Here is a 15,450-nt window from a genome sequence, read left to right on the forward strand (position 1 = left end):
TCAGGCGACGAGGCCACGTTTAGGGGGTTCGTCGCCCTTTTTACAATAAAAGACAAGTTTGATAAGGAGATTATCCATGCAGTTTCGACCATGTATTGACATTCATAACGGAAAGGTAAAGCAGATCGTCGGAGGAAGTCTAAGAGACGAGGGCGATGTGGCAACCGAGAATTTCGTGTCAGAGCAGGATGCGGCCTATTTTGCAAAGCTGTACCAAAAAGATGGCATTAAAGGCGGTCACATCATTTTACTGAATGCCGCAGACAGCCCCTATTATAAGGAAACAAAACAGCAGGCAAAGAATGCGCTGCAAGCTTATCCGGGTGGACTCCAGGTTGGAGGAGGAATCCATGATGGGAATGCCAAAGAATTTTTAGATGCGGGCGCAAGCCATGTGATTGTGACGTCATTTGTTTTTCGGGAAGGCAGAATCTTTTACGACAATTTAAGGAAAATTGAGCAGGCAGTTGGAAAAGAACATCTGGTGCTAGATCTTAGTTGCAGAAAAAGAGAAGATTCCTATTATATAGTGACGGACCGGTGGCAGAAATTTACAGAAGAAAAAGTGACGACAGAGTTGTTAGATGAATTGTCAGGTTACTGCGATGAATTTTTAATTCATGCAGTGGATGTGGAAGGAAAAAGCAAAGGAATCGAGACGGAGCTTGTGAAGCTGCTTGGTGACTGGGGAAAAATACCGGTAACCTATGCAGGTGGTGTAGGAAGTTTTGATGACTTAGAGCAGTTAAAAGAGCTTGGAAAAGGACACCTGAACGTAACGATTGGAAGCGCATTAGATTTATTTGGCGGTCCAATGGATTATCATAGCGTTTTAAAATTCATGAAAGAAGAGAGGGACTAGGTATGAGCAATTATTCGAAAGCAGATATTATCCGGATGGTTGAGGAAGAGGATGTCGAGTTTATCCGGCTTCAGTTTACGGATATGTTTGGAACATTAAAAAATGTGGCAATTACATCAAGTCAGTTAGAAAAGGCATTGAACAACGAATGTATGTTCGACGGCTCATCCATTGAAGGGTTTGTACGAATCGAGGAATCGGATATGTATCTTCACCCGGATTTGGATACGTTCACGATTTTTCCATGGAGACCACAGCAGGGAAAAGTTGCGAGAATTATCTGCGATGTCTATGGAACAGATCAGAAGCCGTTTGAAGGAGATCCCCGTTATATTTTAAAGAAGGTCATCAAAGAGGCAGCTGACATGGGATATCAGTTTGATGTCGGACCGGAATGTGAATTTTTCTTATTCCATCAGGATGACGAGGGGCAGCCAACAACCATCAGCCATGAGAGAGCAGGCTATTTTGACTTAGGACCGGTTGACCTTGGGGAAAATGCAAGACGTGATATGGTACTGACCTTAGAGGATATGGGATTTGAGATTGAGGCATCCCACCATGAGGCAGCACCGGCACAGCATGAGATTGATTTCCGTTATGATGAGGCATTAAAAACAGCCGACAATATCATGACCTTTAAGCTTGCAGTAAAGACAATTGCAAAGCGCCATGGTCTGTTTGCTAGCTTCATGCCAAAACCAAAGTACGGCATCAACGGTTCCGGCATGCATATCAATATGTCTTTATTTAAAGATGGAAAAAATATTTTTGCAGACGAGTCAGATGAATTAGGTTTAAGCCAGGAAACGTATTATTTTATCGGCGGTATCATGAAGCACATGAAAGGAATGTCTGTGATTACCAATCCACTTGTCAATTCCTATAAGAGATTAGTGCCAGGTTATGAAGCACCAATTTATATTGCATGGTCGGCTACCAATAGAAGTCCGTTGATTCGTATTCCGGCATCCAGAGGCGCAGGAACAAGAGTAGAACTCCGCTGCCCGGACCCGGCTGCAAACCCATATTTAGCATTGGCAGTTTGCCTTGCAGCGGGACTGGATGGAATCCGCAATCAGATGACACCACCGGAAAGTGTAACGGAGAATGTGTTTGAGATGCGTCTTTCCAAGAAAAATCAGTTAGGAATCGAGTCCCTTCCGGCAGATTTAGGAGAGGCTATTCATGAGTTTGAAGCAGATACCTATATTCAGGAAGTATTAGGAGCTCATATTACCGAGAAATACATGGAGGCCAAAAAAGCAGAGTGGGCAGATTATCGTTCTCAGGTAACCCAGTGGGAAATCGAGAATTATTTATATAAAATCTAAACGGAAGATGTAGAAATAGGGGAAAAGAATTGACGAATATCATTGTTGCGTTTCCGAAAGAGGAAATCGCAGGAAATATCAAAAAAGCTCTGCTGCAAAACGGGTTTTCGGTTGAGTCAGTGTGTACAACCGGAGCCCAGGTGTTACAGAGTGCCAATAGACTTGACTCCGGCATCTTAGTCTGCGGTTATCGTTTCGTCGATATGATGTGCACAGAACTGCAGGAATATCTTCCACCTCATTTTGAAATGCTTTTAATCGCCTCAAAGACAAACTGTGAGGAATTGGCGATTCAGAATATTGTAAGTCTTTCGACTCCGTTAAAGGTACACGAGCTGCTTCAGACGCTTGAGATGATGGAATACACCATCACAAGAAAAAGAAAGAAAGAGCGTGCAAAGCCAAAGGAGCGGAGCGAGGAGGACAGACAGTTAATCGACCAGGCCAAAAGGCTTCTGATGGAGCGAAACAACCTGTCGGAGGATGAGGCACACCGGTATATGCAAAAGAGAAGTATGGATAATGGCACGGGTCTGGCAGAGACTGCCCAGATGATTTTAAGTTTATTGACCTTGTAATTGCCGACAAAATAACATAACATAAGAAGTAGATTGAAATTGAAAAAGAAAAAGAGGGAAAACTATGTATCAGTTAAATGACAACTATCAGAAATTACCAGGAAGCTACCTTTTTAGTACCATTGCAAAAAAAGTAGCTGCATATTCACAGGTGAATCCAGAAAAAAATATCATCCGTCTTGGAATCGGTGATGTAACACAGCCGCTTGCACCAGCTATCATCGAGGCACTTCATAAGGCAGTAGATGAGATGGGAGATGCAGAAACATTTCATGGATATGCACCTGACCTTGGATATGAATTTTTAAGAAGCACGATTGCAAAGAATGATTATGCGGCAAGAGGATGTGACATCAGCGCAGATGAGATTTTTATCTCCGATGGTGCAAAGAGTGATTCTGGAAATATCCAGGAAATCTTTTCAACGAATAACCGTATTGCAGTTTGCGATCCAGTCTACCCGGTTTATGTAGACTCCAATGTTATGGCAGGAAGAACCGGAACTTATGATCCAAAGACAGAGATGTGGAGCAATGTCATTTACATGCCTTGTACCAAAGAAAATAATTTTGTACCTGAGTTCCCGAAGGAGACACCGGATATGATTTATCTTTGCCTTCCAAACAACCCGACCGGTACGACCATCACAAAAGCACAGTTACAGGAATGGGTAGATTATGCCAATAAAGTAAGTGCCGTGATTATTTACGATGCAGCTTATGAAGCTTATATTTCAGAGGATGATGTGGCACATTCCATCTATGAGTGTGAAGGTGCAAAGACCTGTGCCATCGAGCTTAGAAGTTTTTCCAAAAATGCAGGATTTACCGGAGTTCGTCTTGGATTTACGGTTGTTCCAAAAGAACTTACCTGCAACGGAATTTCGTTACATGATATGTGGGCAAGACGTCATGGAACAAAGTTCAACGGTGCACCATACATTGTACAGCGCGCCGGTGAAGCCGTTTACTCTGACGCAGGAAAAGCACAGTTAAAAGAGCAGATTGCTTATTATATGAGAAACGCAAAGACCATCAAAGAAGGATTAAAAGACGCAGGTTATACGGTATTTGGTGGTGTGAATGCACCTTACATCTGGTTAAAGACACCAGATCAGATGACATCCTGGGAATTCTTTGATTACTTACTTGAAAAAGCAAATGTAGTTGGAACACCAGGTTCTGGATTTGGACCAAGTGGAGAAGGTTACTTCAGACTGACCGCATTCGGAAGTTACGAAAATACGGTTGCAGCCTTAGAGCGCATTAAAAACCTTTAGAGAATAAGAAGTAAGATGGGAGAAATGTGAATGGAATCACATAATAATCAAAAGAAAATAGCATTGATCAACGACCTGTCTGGATTTGGAAAATGTTCCATTACCGTAGAACTTCCGATTATTTCTGCGATGGGCGTGCAATGCTGTCCCATGCCAACTTCCATTTTTTCAAACCATACCGGATATGAAAGCTTCTTTTTTGAAGATTATACGGACAAAATGGAACCATATTTTAAAGAATGGAAGAAACTTGATTTACAGTTTGAAGGAATCTGCACCGGTTTCTTAGCGTCCGCGCGTCAGATTGAGATTGTGGAAGCTTTTTTGAAGCAGTTTAAAACGGAAAAGACTATTGTTGTTGTAGACCCTGTGATGGGAGATTACGGTGAAATTTATCCAAGCTATGACAAAAAGACCTGCGAGAAAATGAAGCGTTTGATTCCGTATGCAGACATTATGACGCCAAACCTGACGGAGGCCTGTATTTTAACGGATACGCCTTATCAGGAAAAATGGACCAAGAAGGAGATTTTAAGTCTGGCTGAAAAGCTTTCAAATCTTGGACCGGACAAAATTGTCATTACCGGAATTGTCCAGGGAAAATACATTGCAAACCTCTGTTATGAAAAAGGAAAAGAGGCAAAACTGCTACGGTGCGAAAAAGTAGGAACGCAGCGCGCCGGAACAGGCGATATTTTCTGTTCGATTGTGGCAGCGGATGCCGTGAACGGTGTGTCGTTTGAAGAATCTGTAAAGAAAGCGTCCACTTTTTTAAAAAAATGTATTGCAAGAACAACAGAACTTTTGATACCGGAACAAGATGGCGTATGTTTTGAAGAATTTTTATATCAGCTTCGACCAAAAGAACGAAAGGGGAATTCGTGATGAAAGGAATGACGAAAGTCAAACTGGTGATTGCATTGTTGGTGGTAATCGCCGTTGCAATTTTTTATTATGTTTCACTTCCGGCAATTAATATTCATTCAACAGAAACTTGGAAATTTATTTTCCTGATTTTTGCGGTGCTTTTAGTGCTTTATATTGTAAGGAAAGCAAAGAAAGCAGGACAAAGCAAGATTGAACTGTCCTTTATTAAGGAATATACAGGTTTAAAGATTGGAGTGATTGTCTTTTTACTGTTTTTGGTGGTTTATGTGGCAGGATCCATTTTATCCTCACCGATTGTCAATGCAGCAAAATATCAAAGACTTTTAAAAGTGGAAGAGGGAGAATTTACCGAGGATATCAAACAGATTTCCTATGACCAGATTCCACTGTTAGACCGTGACTCCGCATCCATTCTGGGAAATCGTAAGATGGGTAGTCTTGTCGATATGGCGTCGCAGTTTGAAGTCAGCGATCTTTACTCACAGATTAACTACAAAGGGGAACCGGTTCGTGTGACACCGCTTCGTTATGCGGATACCATCAAGTGGCTGACGAACCAGAAGGAAGGAATTCCAGCCTATATCAAGATTGATATGGCAACGCAGGATACGGAGCTGGTTCGTTTGTCGGAAGGCATGAAATACACGCCATATGACCATTTCCATAGAAACTTAAATCGTCATTTAAGATTTCGCTATCCGACCTATATTTTCGATGATATCAGTTTTGAGATTGACGAGGAGGGTACGCCTTACTGGATTTGCAGTGTTGCAGATTATAAGATTGGCCTGTTTGGCGGTAAGACTATCGGCAGAGTTGTGCTTTGTAATGCTGTGACAGGTGAGTGCACCGATTATGCGGTAAAAGATGTGCCAAGCTGGGTAGACCGTGTTTATTCTGCAGATCTTTTGGTACAGCTTTATGATTATTATGGATCTTTAAAACATGGATTTATCAACAGTGTGTTAGGACAGAAGGATTGTCTGACCACCACGAACGGTTATAATTACCTTGCAATGAATGATGATGTCTGGGTTTATACCGGAGTAACCTCCATCACAAGTGACCAGTCTAACGTCGGATTTGTCCTGATGAATGAGAGAACGATGGAGACAAAATATTATCAGGTGGAAGGCGCGATTGAAGATTCTGCGATGTCCTCTGCGGAAGGTAAGGTGCAAAACCTTGGCTATACGGCAACCTTCCCACTGTTATTGAACATTGCAAATGAGCCGACCTATTTCATTGCATTAAAGGATGACTCCGGTCTGGTAAAAATGTATGCAATGGTAAATGTGCAGAAATACCAGATTGTAGCAACTGGCGATTCTGTCAGCGAATGTGAAAAGAATTACATGGAATTGATGAAGCAAAATGGCGTCAATGCGGAAACGAAAGAGAGCGACAGTGTTAAGAAAGCAACCGGTACGATTGCAAAAATCACCGATGCTGTGGTAGAGGGAAATACGCATCAATACATTTTACTCGAAAATGATTCCAATATTTACGATGTATCAGTAGCAGATTATCTTGATATCGTGCGCTATAGTGTAGGAGACACCATCACATTTGAATATATGGAAGGTGATCAGGCCAATACCGTGCTTGGAATTGAAAAATAGAACTATAATTGTAGTTGAAGAAAGGAACCGAAAGGTTCCTTTCTGGCTATATAGGGATGCCGGAATAGAGCATTACTGTACGGATAAAGGTTTTAGCATTTCAAGCAGTAAATTATGAGGAGTTTTAGAAAATTTGAAGGTGAAATACTGTACAGATAAAGTTTTTTTGATTTCAAGCAGTAAATTATGAGGAGTTCTAGAGAATTTGAAGGTGAAATACTGTACAGATAAAGTTTTTTTGATTTCAAGCAGTAAATTATGAGGAGTTCTAGAGAATTTGAAAGTGAAATACTGTACGGATAAAGTTTTTTTGATTCTAAACAGTATTGTATGAGAGTGAGGAGAAAAGTAGACAACTTCTAAGTTGAACGGAGGATGAATCAATTATGAATGACCTACATGTACACACGAAATTTTCATGTGATTCCGACGCAGAGATGAAAGAATACATCGAGAGTGCTATCCATAAAGGTATGAACTCGATTGGTTTTACAGAACATGTTGATATGAACCAAAATGACTACGGTTATAATTACTACAATTCTTCGGATTTTTTCGAAGAGTTTCACAGGTTGAAGAGTTTATATCAAGAAAAAATTACCATACTTGCAGGTATCGAATTTGGGGAACCACATCTATATCCAGATGAGCTAGATAAACTTGTTAGTCTGCCGTATGATTATGTGATTGGAAGTATTCATTGGATTGGTAATATGTTCCCTTGTCAAAAAGTTAGAGAACAGTATTCTGCTAAGGAATTTTATTCACTATATTGGAAAGAGGTTCTAAAAACAGTAAAGCATGGTGGCTTTCAGGTATTAGGACATATGGATTTTCCAAAAAGATATTATGGAGAAATCTATTATGAAGAAGCTGTAATGAATGAAATATTTAAAAGATTATTGGAACAGGATATCGTGCCGGAGATAAATAGTTCCTCTATTCGAAAAGGACATCATCAGACGATGCCAGGAAAAGAACTTCTTCAAATTTATGAAGATTGTGGTGGCAACTATATTACGATTGGTTCCGACGCACATGAGGTAAAAGATTTGGCTGCTGATAATGAAGCTGCAAAAGAATTAAGCAAATCTTTAGGATTGCAGGAAGTGATTTTTATAAATAGAAAGCGGGTATTGGTAAATGAAATCTTATCTTGAAAAAAGACCTTGATAAAGTCAATTTGACCGTATAAATATAGAAAGGGGCAGTTATAATGAATCATGACCAGATGATGAAAATAAAAAATTTTAAGTATTTAAACCAGAATGCATTAAAAGGAAAAATCCTTTTTACAGGGTCATCTCTGATGGAGATGTTTCCTGTCTGTGAAATTGCAAAGAGTCAGGGAATTAATCAGGTGATATACAATCGTGGTGTTGGTGGACTGAACACGGACGAGTTCCTAGAGAACATTGATATACTGCTTTTAGACCTTGCACCATCGAAGATATTCATCAACATTGGCACAAATGATATTACAAAAGAGCGGTTTGGAGATCAATGGATGACTCATTTGATGGATAATTTTGGTAAAATTATTAAGATGACAAAAGATAGTCTCCCGGATGCCAAAATCTATATAATGGCATTCTATCCGGCAAATCTTCATCTGCCTTGGCAGACAGAAGAGTCCATTCAATGGATGAAACTTCGTACGCCGGAAAATCTGGCACAGTGTAATGAACAGCTGAAAGAAATTGCAGAAAAATATGGTTGCCATTATCTTGACTGTAATGCAGAGCTTGTAGATGCAAACGGGGAGCAGAAAGAAGAGTATGCCATTGATGGCGTGCATATGTATGCAAACGGGTATCTGAATGTTTTTAAGGTGATAAAACCTTATTTGCAGCAGGAAATGAATTTTAGAAAAATAGATGAATCAAATTACTGGGATTGTATGGAATTAGAAGTTGATAAAAGCCAGGAGCATTTTGTTGCAGATAATAAGCGCTCTTTAGTGGAGGCTGCCTTTGAAGAAGGCTTGTATACACTGGGAATTTATCAGGGTGAAACAATGGTAGGGTTTATTCTATATGATTATGATGAAACTTTTCCAGGATGGTCGCTGAGCCGTTTTATGATAGGAAAACAGTATCAAGGCAAAGGATACGGCAAAAAAGCAGTGTTAGAATTTCTTGATTATTTTAAGAAAAAACATAATGCGGATAAAATATACATCAGTGTGTCGTTGGATAATGCGATAGCGCGGAAAATGTATTCCGACATCGGATTTCAAGAAATCAAGGAGATTGCATATACATTTTCAGGTATGAACTTTCAAGAAATGCAAATGGTAAAAGAATTATAAGGAGGAGAACGTAGCAGTTATCATTACTACGAAAAATAAGTTATGGATATCAAGGAAAGATTTGAATATTGGTGTAAAAAGTTAAGAATCAGCCCTCAATGGGATATTAAATTAGAAATGCTCGAGGATTCAGAGTGGAATAAGACAGGAGATTTTAAAATTGACCCAACAGACCGAAAAGCGGTGCTGATGCTCAATGCCAAGAGCCCGAAGCAGGAAAATATGGAGGAGGTTATTGTCCATGAATTGATGCATATAAAAATGTATCCGTTAGACCAGGTTTGCGAGTCGTTGATTACCTCAAATTTTGAAGAAGGTACGCCGGCCTGGGACTTTGCGTACCGCGAATTTTTTGAAAATCTGGAAATCACGGTGGAAGAATTAGCAAAGTGTTTTCTGCTTGAGTTTGGGGAGAACAAAAACTTTTCTTTTGGAAGATGTAAATCAGGAAAGAGCTTTGATGAATTATATCAGGGTTTGCAGAAAATAGAGTAGAAAGGAAAAGTAAGAATGGAAGTTCAGTACATACGATGTGACAGCAGCAATGAAGATTTTATTGAAAACTGTAGACTGCTTGACCAGGATTTAGACCGAAGAGTCGGAAAAGAAATTCAAAGAGACAAATACAAGACATACAACCAGATAGATAAAATCAAAGAATGTATGCTGGTTCTAGTCGATGGAAAAATAGCAGGAGGAGGTGCCATTCGTGCCTACAACAAGGAACAGGTTGAATTAAAGCGTGTTTTTGTCCGAAATGCTTTTCAGGGAAGAGGATTAGGAACCGGACTTGTAAAAGCACTCATAAGCTGGGCAACGGAATTAGGGTATCAAAGCATGATTTTAGAGACAGGAGAGCGATTAAAAGAAGCCCAGCATGTCTATGAAAAATTAGGCTTTGAGCGAATCAAAAATTATGGACCGTATGTTGACATGAAAGAATCCCTATGTATGGAGAAAAAGCTTGGTTCCGATTAAGTTTGGCTGTCAAAAGCTGCTTCATCTACTAAGTTAGGAAGCAGCTTTTGATATCAAAACTTAAGATACCCCTTGACAACGTCCGATTTTCTTGTATAATCAAATTTGCAACTTGTTTGCAAATGCATTTAACTTGCAAAAGCAAATGATTTGCAAAAATCAACTGTTTGTGAAGTAGAATATTTGAAAAGAGATTATAGTAGGAGAATCAGATGTTAGATATTATTTTAGATACCTGTATCGACAGTGTAAAATTACTTCCGTTTCTATTTCTCACCTATCTGGTGATGGAAGCATTGGAACATAGCACTGGAAAGAAATTAAGTAAAAGGATTCAGAATGCGGGAAAAGTCGGGCCGCTTTGGGGAGGACTTTTAGGAGTCATTCCACAGTGTGGATTTTCGGTAGCGGCATCTAGCCTTTATGCGGGACGTGTCATTACGGTCGGAACATTGCTGGCTGTTTTCTTATCGACCTCAGATGAGATGCTTCCGATTTTTATTTCGGAATCGGTTCCGGCAGCAACTATTTTTAAAATTCTTGCGGTAAAAGTAATCATTGCAATTCTATCCGGCTTTTTGGTGGAATTTGTCTATGTAAAGCTGTTGAAAAAGAAGGAAGAAGAGATGGACATCCATGTCGTGTGTGAAGAGGAACATTGCAGTTGTGAGGACGGCGTCCTAAAGTCAGCATTCAAGCACACCATAAAGATTTTTGTCTATATCCTATTGATTTCATTTGCATTAAATCTTTTGATTGGCGCAATCGGAGAAGAACATCTTGCAACACTTTTTTCTTCCGTTCCGGTAGTAGGAGAATTGGTTGCAGCATTGATTGGACTGATTCCAAACTGTGCATCCTCGGTGGTTATCACAGAACTTTATTTAGGTGGAATCATTCAGGCCGGAGCGATGATGTCCGGATTATTGGTAAATGCCGGCGTCGGAATGTTGATTTTAATCCGGTTAAACCGTAACTGGAAGGAAAATGCAGCGATTGTGGCAACCTTATATGGACTTGGTGTTTTCTGGGGAATTGTGATAGAATGCATAGGAATCGTATTTTAGAGAAAATCAGCCTGGAATCGCTGGTAAGAAAGGCAGAGGGATAAAAATGGCAGGAAACAGCTATACGACAGCAAGCAGAACAAAAATTTTAGAATATTTGAAAAAAAATGGCGACCGCACGGTAAATGTAAATGACATTTCCAATTATTTAAAGGAAAACAAAAGCGAGGTTAACATAACAACTATTTACCGATACTTAGATAAACTTGCCAAAGAAGGAACGGTAATCAAATATGTAGCAGAAAAAGGAAATCAGGCGGTTTACCAGTATGTGGAGCAGGGGCATCACTGTGACGAACACCTTCATTTGAAATGTGTAAAATGCGGCTGTATCATCCATCTGGAATGTGATTTCATGAGAGAAATTGCAGAGCATATCAAAAAAGACCATGGATTTGAACTTCAGTGTAAGAACTCCATTATTTATGGCATGTGCAGTAAATGCCAGGAAAATGAATAGCAGCTTATGAGAAAGTATGACGATAAAGGTGTATAGGAAAAAGAGCAGCATAGCATAAAAAAGAAGAAAAAAGCATAGTATGTTCTAAAAGTAGTTAGGTTTTTCGCATGAAAAAAAGGAACGTACTTCAGATAGGAATTCTGTTCGAGATGATACTATTGGTTATCATTGTGGTGGTTAAGAACGGAATTCCTTTTTTGCATTCAGAGGCGGTAGCAGTAAACGGAGATGGCTTTATCAAATGGGTAGACTTTAATGTATCCTATGAGGCATTAGAACGGGCATATGAGCTTGATTTGGAGTCGCATGATACAAATACACCACTCAACTGGATAGAGCTTCTAGCGTACGCAGGAGCAAAAGGAGGAGGGGAGTTTACCAAAGACAGCATTGCTGCAATCGAGGAGGTGGCAGAGAAGATTAGAAAAGGGGAGAGTACGATGGAGGAACTTTCTGCCGGAATGAAATATTATCCTTATTATAAAGAGGCATATTCTGCTGTCTTGGACGGCTATGTTGGAACCTATGAGATTGAGGAAAAGCAGAAAGATGGGACGGTATCTTATGTGGAAAAATATGGATTGAAGGCATTTTCTCCGATTGCAAAAGGATTTGAGTATCAGGATTACGATGATTTCGGGGTCTCGCGGTCGTATGGATATAAAAGGGAGCATTTAGGGCATGACATGATGGGGCAGATAGGTACACCCATAATCGCGGTGGAGTCCGGTGTGGTGGAGGCGCTAGGCTGGAACCAGTATGGAGGCTGGCGGATTGGAATCCGAAGTTATGATACGAAACGTTATTATTACTATGCGCATTTAAGGCAGAACTATCCTTATGTAAAAGAGTTAAAAGAAGGCAGTAAGGTGACGGCGGGAGACGTCATTGGGTATATGGGACATACCGGTTACAGCACAACCGAAAATGTGAATAATATTGAGATTACACACCTTCATTTTGGAGTGCAGCTTATTTTTGATGAATCACAAAAAGATGGCAACGGCGAAATCTGGATTAATGTATATCCGCTGGCACAGTTTTTACATCAGAATCAGAGTGAGGTAGAAAAGGTAACAGACAGTAAGGAGTGGAAACGCGTTTACCAGATGCGGGAAGAAGCAAAAAGCACTGAGCACGAATAATCGTGCAACAGTGCTTTTGTTTTTTCAACACCACGTAGTGGAATGAAAAATTTATTTTCTGAAGTTTGCTCTTTTACGCAAGGTTGGGTCAAGGATTCTTTTACGAATACGAAGACTCTCTGGTGTAATCTCAAGAAGCTCGTCAACATCGATGTAATCGATTGCCTGCTCTAAGCTTAAGATTTTAGGTGGAACAAGAGTTAAAGCTTCGTCAGCGGAAGAAGAACGTGTGTTTGTAAGATGTTTTTTCTTACATACGTTAATCTCGATATCTTCGGCTCTTGAACTCTGTCCGATAATCATACCGGCATATACTTTTTCACCAGGTCCGATGAATAATGTACCACGATCCTGTGCTGCAAATAATCCGTATGCAACAGATTCGCCGGATTCGAATGCAATGAGGGAACCGGTAGAACGGTAGTTGATATCGCCACAGTAAGCATCATAGCCATCGAAGATCGTGTTGATGATACCGTTACCCTTGGTATCTGTCATGAATTCTCCACGGTAACCGATAAGTCCACGGGAAGGAATTCGAAACTCGATACGGGTATATCCGCCTGAGATAGATCCCATGTTGCGGAGTTCGCCTTTACGCTGCTGTAATTTTGAGATAACAGCCCCGGTAAATTCATCTGGAACATCGACATAAGCGATTTCCATTGGCTCTAATGTCTTGCCGTTTTCATCTTTTTTGTATAAGACTTCTGCTTTACTTACTGCAAATTCGAAACCTTCACGACGCATGTTTTCAATCAATACGGATAAGTGAAGCTCACCACGGCCGGAAACTTTTAAGCTGTCAGGGCTGTCTGTTTCTTCGACACGCAAGGAAACGTCGGTATTTAATTCTTTAAACAAACGGTCACGGATGTGACGGGATGTGACATATTTTCCTTCTAATCCGGCAAGAGGACTGTCGTTTACGATAAAGTTCATAGAGATAGTAGGCTCTGAAATCTTCTGGAATGGGATTGCAACCGGATTCTCAGGAGCACAGATAGTATCTCCGATGTGGATGTCTGCAATACCGGAAATCGCAACGATGGAACCGATTTTTGCTTCTGTGACATCTACTTTATTTAAACCGTCGAACTCGTATAATTTGCTGATACGGACGCGTTCTTTTTTGTCAGGGTCATGATGGTTTACCACAACAGCTTCCTGGTTTACTTTTAACACACCGTTATCGACTTTACCGATACCGATACGTCCTACATATTCGTTGTAATCGATGGTGGAGATTAAGACCTGGGTATTGGCATCCGGATCTCCTTCTGGAGCTGGAATGTAGTTTACGATGGTTTCAAATAACGGAACCATGTCTTTTCTTTCATCGTCAAGGTCTAACATTGCATATCCATCTCTTGCAGATGCAAAGACGAATGGACAGTCAAGCTGCTCGTCGGAAGCATCTAAGTCCATGAAAAGCTCTAAGACTTCGTCGATTACTTCGTTTGGTCTTGCTTCAGGACGGTCAATTTTGTTGATACATACAATAACCGGAAGGTTTAAGGCAAGAGCTTTCATCAAAACGAATTTGGTCTGAGGCATCGCACCTTCGTAAGCGTCTACGACAAGAACAACACCGTTTACCATTTTCAGAACACGTTCTACCTCGCCACCGAAGTCTGCATGGCCTGGTGTATCGATAATGTTGATTTTAATATCTTTGTACTGAACTGCTGTATTTTTGGAAAGAATGGTGATACCACGTTCTCTTTCGATATCGTTTGAATCCATGACACGTTCCTGTACTTCCTGATTGGCACGGAACACACCACTCTGTTTTAAAAGCTGGTCGACCAAAGTTGTTTTACCGTGGTCAACGTGTGCAATAATTGCTATATTACGGACATCTTCACGTTTCATTTTCATAAAAATTATCTCTCTTTCTTTTCCTGTGGTAAGTTTTGCTATATCGCTTTTTGCTTTTGCAAAAGGTTTCCACAAATCATTTCCTACATGTAACCGAACTTTTTTATTTTATCACATATAAATAAGAACGCAAGCGTTTCTTCCATTTTAGGGAGTTTTCACGGATTTTGCCACGACGAAAAAGGTCGAATTGTACAATATTTATTATGATTTCTTATCGACACGTTATTCGAATATTTTGCAGAGGAAAAATGGTAAAAAATAGTATATCGTCGTGTTACCCGTACCAGAAAAATAAAAAAGCAGAAATTGCAGTACGAAAAAAAGAAAACATAAGACTGCGCGGGTTACAAAAGGAAGGGAGAAGAATTCATGGCAGATAAAATTTTTGAAAACAACCAGGTATCAATTGTAGGAGAAATCGTTTCGGATTTCCGGTTTAGCCACGAGGTTTATGGGGAAGGGTTTTATGTGGTGGATGTCTCGGTAAACAGATTAAGCAACATTATGGATTACATACCGGTTATGATATCGGAACGTCTGATTGACGTCGAGGGAGATTACATGGGGCAGTATTTAGCTGTTTCCGGTCAGTTCCGCTCGTTCAACCGGCATGAGGAAAAAAAGAACCGTCTGGTGCTGTCGGTTTTTGCAAGAGAAGTCGAATTTGTGGACGGACCGGAAGAAAATGTAAAGAGCAACCAGATTTTTCTGGATGGATTTATCTGTAAAGAGCCAATCTATCGTAAGACACCGTTAGGACGTGAGATTGCAGACCTGCTGATTGCAGTAAATCGTTCCTATGGAAAATCAGACTACATTCCATGCATCTGCTGGGGCAGAAACGCCAGATTCGCATCTAATTTTGATGTGGGTGGTCATGTGCAGGTATGGGGACGAATCCAAAGCCGTGAGTATGTGAAAAAATTATCAGAGGAAGAGACGGAAAAACGAGTTGCCTATGAGGTTTCTGTCAGCAAGGTAGAGTTTTTAGAGGAGTAGTTGCATTTTTAAAAAGACTGTGCTATATTTACACCATACATGA

The 15,450-nt window shown here is 40.3% G+C and carries 15 protein-coding genes; 14 read left to right on the forward strand and 1 reads right to left on the reverse strand.

The window, feature by feature from the left end; translation table 11 throughout:
* The first annotated feature begins 76 nt into the window (after window positions 1-76).
* The 13 genes from hisA (at window position 77) to BIV16_RS02235 (ending at window position 12,524) form a co-directional block, all read left to right on the forward strand.
* On the forward strand, window positions 77-862 hold the full coding sequence (gene hisA / locus BIV16_RS02175; RefSeq protein WP_075679549.1) for a phosphoribosylformimino-5-aminoimidazole carboxamide ribotide isomerase: 786 nt from the start codon (window positions 77-79) through the stop codon (window positions 860-862).
* A gap of 2 nt (window positions 863-864) precedes the next feature.
* The gene (gene glnA, locus BIV16_RS02180; RefSeq protein WP_075679548.1) at window positions 865-2,196 is read left to right on the forward strand and encodes a type I glutamate--ammonia ligase; all 1,332 of its coding nucleotides are present in this window, start codon (window positions 865-867) and stop codon (window positions 2,194-2,196) included.
* A gap of 29 nt (window positions 2,197-2,225) precedes the next feature.
* Window positions 2,226-2,774 carry an ANTAR domain-containing response regulator gene (locus BIV16_RS02185; protein WP_075679547.1) on the forward strand — a complete coding sequence of 183 codons (549 nt, stop codon included), beginning with the start codon at window positions 2,226-2,228 and terminating at the stop codon, window positions 2,772-2,774.
* 64 nt (window positions 2,775-2,838) lie between these two features.
* On the forward strand, window positions 2,839-4,053 hold the full coding sequence (locus BIV16_RS02190) for an LL-diaminopimelate aminotransferase (RefSeq protein ID WP_075679546.1): 1,215 nt from the start codon (window positions 2,839-2,841) through the stop codon (window positions 4,051-4,053).
* A 30-nt stretch (window positions 4,054-4,083) separates the two neighbouring features.
* On the forward strand, window positions 4,084-4,938 hold the full coding sequence (locus BIV16_RS02195; RefSeq protein ID WP_075679545.1) for a pyridoxamine kinase: 855 nt from the start codon (window positions 4,084-4,086) through the stop codon (window positions 4,936-4,938).
* Window positions 4,938-6,563 carry a hypothetical protein gene (locus BIV16_RS02200; RefSeq protein WP_330546380.1) on the forward strand — a complete coding sequence of 542 codons (1,626 nt, stop codon included), beginning with the start codon at window positions 4,938-4,940 and terminating at the stop codon, window positions 6,561-6,563. The genes BIV16_RS02195 and BIV16_RS02200 overlap by 1 nt, the downstream gene beginning before the upstream one ends.
* Window positions 6,564-6,949: 386 nt before the next feature.
* Window positions 6,950-7,723: a histidinol-phosphatase HisJ family protein gene (locus BIV16_RS02205; protein WP_075679544.1), complete on the forward strand. Its 774-nt coding sequence runs from the start codon at window positions 6,950-6,952 to the stop codon at window positions 7,721-7,723.
* A 56-nt stretch (window positions 7,724-7,779) separates the two neighbouring features.
* Window positions 7,780-8,874, forward strand: a complete 1,095-nt coding sequence (locus BIV16_RS02210; RefSeq protein WP_242940323.1) for a GNAT family N-acetyltransferase — start codon at window positions 7,780-7,782, stop codon at window positions 8,872-8,874.
* Between the two features lie 42 nt (window positions 8,875-8,916).
* Entirely contained in the window at window positions 8,917-9,369 is a 453-nt protein-coding gene (locus tag BIV16_RS02215) for a hypothetical protein (protein ID WP_075679543.1), read from the forward strand.
* A 15-nt stretch (window positions 9,370-9,384) separates the two neighbouring features.
* Window positions 9,385-9,852 (forward strand): GNAT family N-acetyltransferase, encoded by a 468-nt coding sequence (locus BIV16_RS02220; protein WP_075679542.1) that lies wholly within the window; start codon window positions 9,385-9,387, stop codon window positions 9,850-9,852.
* A gap of 212 nt (window positions 9,853-10,064) precedes the next feature.
* Window positions 10,065-10,919 (forward strand): putative manganese transporter, encoded by an 855-nt coding sequence (locus BIV16_RS02225; RefSeq protein ID WP_075679541.1) that lies wholly within the window; start codon window positions 10,065-10,067, stop codon window positions 10,917-10,919.
* A gap of 46 nt (window positions 10,920-10,965) precedes the next feature.
* Window positions 10,966-11,379 carry a Fur family transcriptional regulator gene (locus tag BIV16_RS02230; RefSeq protein ID WP_075679540.1) on the forward strand — a complete coding sequence of 138 codons (414 nt, stop codon included), beginning with the start codon at window positions 10,966-10,968 and terminating at the stop codon, window positions 11,377-11,379.
* 107 nt (window positions 11,380-11,486) lie between these two features.
* Window positions 11,487-12,524, forward strand: coding sequence for a M23 family metallopeptidase (locus BIV16_RS02235; RefSeq protein ID WP_075679539.1), 1,038 nt, complete (start codon window positions 11,487-11,489; stop codon window positions 12,522-12,524).
* A gap of 51 nt (window positions 12,525-12,575) precedes the next feature.
* Here BIV16_RS02235 and typA read toward each other — a convergent pair whose 3' ends face one another.
* Complete coding sequence (typA, locus tag BIV16_RS02240) at window positions 12,576-14,405, reverse strand: translational GTPase TypA (protein WP_075679765.1); 1,830 nt, start codon at window positions 14,403-14,405, stop codon at window positions 12,576-12,578.
* A gap of 372 nt (window positions 14,406-14,777) precedes the next feature.
* On the opposite strand from typA, the gene BIV16_RS02245 reads away from it, so the two are divergent.
* A complete protein-coding gene (locus BIV16_RS02245) occupies window positions 14,778-15,407 on the forward strand; it encodes a single-stranded DNA-binding protein (protein WP_075679538.1) in 630 nt (209 codons plus the stop codon).
* The last annotated feature ends 43 nt before the right edge of the window (window positions 15,408-15,450 follow it).

It is taken from the genome of Roseburia sp. 831b (genome assembly GCF_001940165.2).
Classification (GTDB): Bacteria; Bacillota; Clostridia; order Lachnospirales; family Lachnospiraceae; genus Roseburia.

Excerpts from the sequence above, each read along its gene's own strand:
- hisA (WP_075679549.1), top strand. The coding sequence starts at position 77 with ATGCAGTTTCGACCATGTATTGACATTCATAACGGAAAGGTAAAGCAG.
- glnA (WP_075679548.1), top strand. The coding sequence starts at position 865 with ATGAGCAATTATTCGAAAGCAGATATTATCCGGATGGTTGAGGAAGAG.
- BIV16_RS02190 (WP_075679546.1), top strand. The coding sequence starts at position 2,839 with ATGTATCAGTTAAATGACAACTATCAGAAATTACCAGGAAGCTACCTT.
- BIV16_RS02195 (WP_075679545.1), top strand. The coding sequence starts at position 4,084 with ATGGAATCACATAATAATCAAAAGAAAATAGCATTGATCAACGACCTG.
- BIV16_RS02200 (WP_330546380.1), top strand. The coding sequence starts at position 4,938 with ATGAAAGGAATGACGAAAGTCAAACTGGTGATTGCATTGTTGGTGGTA.
- BIV16_RS02205 (WP_075679544.1), top strand. The coding sequence starts at position 6,950 with ATGAATGACCTACATGTACACACGAAATTTTCATGTGATTCCGACGCA.
- BIV16_RS02210 (WP_242940323.1), top strand. The coding sequence starts at position 7,780 with ATGAATCATGACCAGATGATGAAAATAAAAAATTTTAAGTATTTAAAC.
- BIV16_RS02215 (WP_075679543.1), top strand. The coding sequence starts at position 8,917 with ATGGATATCAAGGAAAGATTTGAATATTGGTGTAAAAAGTTAAGAATC.
- BIV16_RS02220 (WP_075679542.1), top strand. The coding sequence starts at position 9,385 with ATGGAAGTTCAGTACATACGATGTGACAGCAGCAATGAAGATTTTATT.
- BIV16_RS02225 (WP_075679541.1), top strand. The coding sequence starts at position 10,065 with ATGTTAGATATTATTTTAGATACCTGTATCGACAGTGTAAAATTACTT.
- BIV16_RS02230 (WP_075679540.1), top strand. The coding sequence starts at position 10,966 with ATGGCAGGAAACAGCTATACGACAGCAAGCAGAACAAAAATTTTAGAA.
- BIV16_RS02235 (WP_075679539.1), top strand. The coding sequence starts at position 11,487 with ATGAAAAAAAGGAACGTACTTCAGATAGGAATTCTGTTCGAGATGATA.
- typA (WP_075679765.1), bottom strand. The coding sequence starts at position 14,405 with ATGAAAATGAAACGTGAAGATGTCCGTAATATAGCAATTATTGCACAC.
- BIV16_RS02245 (WP_075679538.1), top strand. The coding sequence starts at position 14,778 with ATGGCAGATAAAATTTTTGAAAACAACCAGGTATCAATTGTAGGAGAA.